The organism is Gelidibacter sp. (assembly GCF_035577925.1).
Taxonomy (GTDB): domain Bacteria; phylum Bacteroidota; class Bacteroidia; order Flavobacteriales; family Flavobacteriaceae; genus Gelidibacter.
In genome coordinates, this window is record NZ_DATJCY010000025.1 from 1 (window position 1) to 2,476 (window position 2,476).

2 protein-coding genes and 2 pseudogenes are annotated in these 2,476 nt (G+C 36.3%); all 4 read right to left on the minus strand.

The features are described from left to right. Positions 1-256 (minus strand): annotated as a pseudogene (locus tag VNJ50_RS00715) (hypothetical protein); the annotation flags it as partial. 2 nt (positions 257-258) lie between these two features. Next, positions 259-1,233, minus strand: a complete 975-nt coding sequence (locus VNJ50_RS00720; RefSeq protein WP_325578091.1) for a deoxyhypusine synthase family protein — start codon at positions 1,231-1,233, stop codon at positions 259-261. Then, a complete protein-coding gene (gene speB / locus VNJ50_RS00725) occupies positions 1,223-2,164 on the minus strand; it encodes an agmatinase (protein WP_325578093.1) in 942 nt (313 codons plus the stop codon). Before speB ends, VNJ50_RS00720 begins: the two co-directional genes overlap by 11 nt. A 69-nt stretch (positions 2,165-2,233) precedes the next feature. Continuing rightward, positions 2,234-2,476, minus strand: a pseudogene (locus tag VNJ50_RS00730) (arginine decarboxylase); the annotation flags it as partial.

The window sequence follows — 2,476 nt, forward strand, 5'->3', positions numbered from 1 at the left end:
CAAAGTCCTCATAATCATCTTCGTCATAATTCTCCATCGTAAGTTGAAGTTTGGTACTCACTTTCACTAAATACTTAGTGTCGCTCGTGGTCACTTCTACGGCTTCTACAATTTCGTTGTTGGCATTTTTGAAGGTAATGATATTATCATCGTCATAACCATCAGGATACTTTTCAACCAACAACGCAAGAATTTCTGGTGTCAACTTTTTAAAATCAACGATAACGCGTTTTAGATTGTCTCTTTTACTACTCATAATTACATTTCTAATAGGTAGGCAAATATAAGCGGTGCAACAATAGTTGCATCACTTTCTATTATAAATTTAGGGGTATCAATATTTAATTTTCCCCAAGTTATTTTTTCATTCGGAACGGCACCTGAATACGATCCGTAACTTGTTGTAGAATCACTGATTTGGCAAAAATAGCTCCAAAACGGAGTTTCTGGTCGTTCCATGTCTTGGTACAACATGGGTACCACACAGATTGGGAAATCACCTGAAATACCACCTCCAATTTGGAAGAATCCAATACCGTTTTCAGAATTGGCTGTGTACCAATCGGCCAAGAATGTCATATATTCAATTCCGGATTTCATGGTGCTGGCCTTTAATTCTCCTTTAAGAACGTAGCTTGCAAAAATATTACCCATGGTACTATCTTCCCAACCTGGTACAATTATAGGTAAATTTTTCTGTGCCGCTGCATACATCCAAGAATTTTTTATGTCAATTTCATAATATTGCTCAAGCACACCGCTCAACAACATTTTGTACATAAATTCATGCGGAAAAAAACGCTCACCGTTGTCTTCTGCTTCTTTCCAGATTTTAAAAATATGTTTTTGCAGACGTCGGAATGCCTCCTCTTCTGGAATACAAGTATCGGTTACACGGTTTAATCCTTTTTCCATCAAATCCCATTCGTCCTGTGGCGTCAAATCACGATAATTAGGCACACGTCTGTAATGTGAATGGGCAACAAGATTCATGATATCTTCTTCAAGATTGGCTCCTGTGGATGAAATGATTTGCACTTTATCTTGTCGGATCATTTCGGCAAATATTTTGCCTATCTCTGCGGTACTCATGGCTCCTGCCAAAGACACCAACATTTTAGAGCCATTGGCCAATTGGGCTTCGTAGCCTTTGGCTGCATCTACCAATGATGCGGCATTAAAATGCAGATAGTATTTTTCAATAAAATTAGAAATTGGTCCTTTAGTTGTCATCGTCATCGAATTTAGAATATTTATTTGTGCTTGAACTTGATTCGTTAAAGTTACTTTCGTAGCCATCTTCAACATCATCGTCCAAGAATTTATAGGTTAACATTTTGTAATACAATTTTGCAGCTAAAAAATCGGATGATTTTTCGTTAGGATCTGGACAAAGTTCAACAATGTCAAATCCAACTACATTTTTTTCTTCAAATACTTTTCGCAAAAAGTCTAGGGTTTCATACCAAAGTAATCCCCCTGGTTCTGGTGTACCTGTTGATGGCATGATTGACGGATCAAAAGCATCCAAATCAATAGTGATAAACACGTTATCGGTCATTTGATCAATAGCGCTGTCCATCCAAAACTCATCATTGACCATATCATGGGCAAAATAAGTTTTTTCTTTATCCATTACAGTAGTTTCAATAATATCCATACTTCGGATACCTACTTGGATCAAATTAGTGGTCTGGCTAGCCTCATAAACCGCACAAGCATGATTGCATTTACTGCCTTGGTATTCTTTACGCAAGTCGGCGTGCGCATCAATCTGAAGTACGGTCAAATTATCAAAACACTCATTAAAAGCACGAATAGTACCAATTGAAATGGAATGTTCGCCACCAAAAGCCGTCACAAACTTGTTGCGTTTAATGTATTTCTTAACCGTTTGGTGCACTGCTTCAACCATCTTTTCAGGAGAGGAATTTTCAGTCACGGCATCAGCAAGATAAACGCCTTGTTTATAAACTTCTGTTTCAGTTTCAATATCATACAATTCCATGTTTTCCGAAGCATCCAAAAAAGCTTGTGGACCTTTGTCTGCTCCTTTTTGCCATGTGCTTGTGCCATCATAAGGCACAGGGATCAAAACGATTTTTGCCGTTTCTAATTTGGAATATTCTTCATCTATTCCTGCATACGTGATTGTACTATTCATTTTGCAATAATTATTAATTTAAAAGGTCAAATGCAATTTTCGATATTATATTTATGGTTATAAAATTTTTTAGCTTTTACTATCAAAGCCTAAAATTTTAAGTAAGTCTTCACTTTTTTGCTCTTCACTAAATAATCTCGTAGTAAAATTACCTTCTTCATCTTTATCAATCAAAATGTGTTTAGGCGAAGGTATTAAACAATGTTGTAATCCGCCAAATCCACCAATAGTTTCTTGATAGGCTCCGGTATTAAAGAAACCAAGATACAAAGGTTTTTCTTTATTGTATTTTGGAAGATAAATAGCATTCAT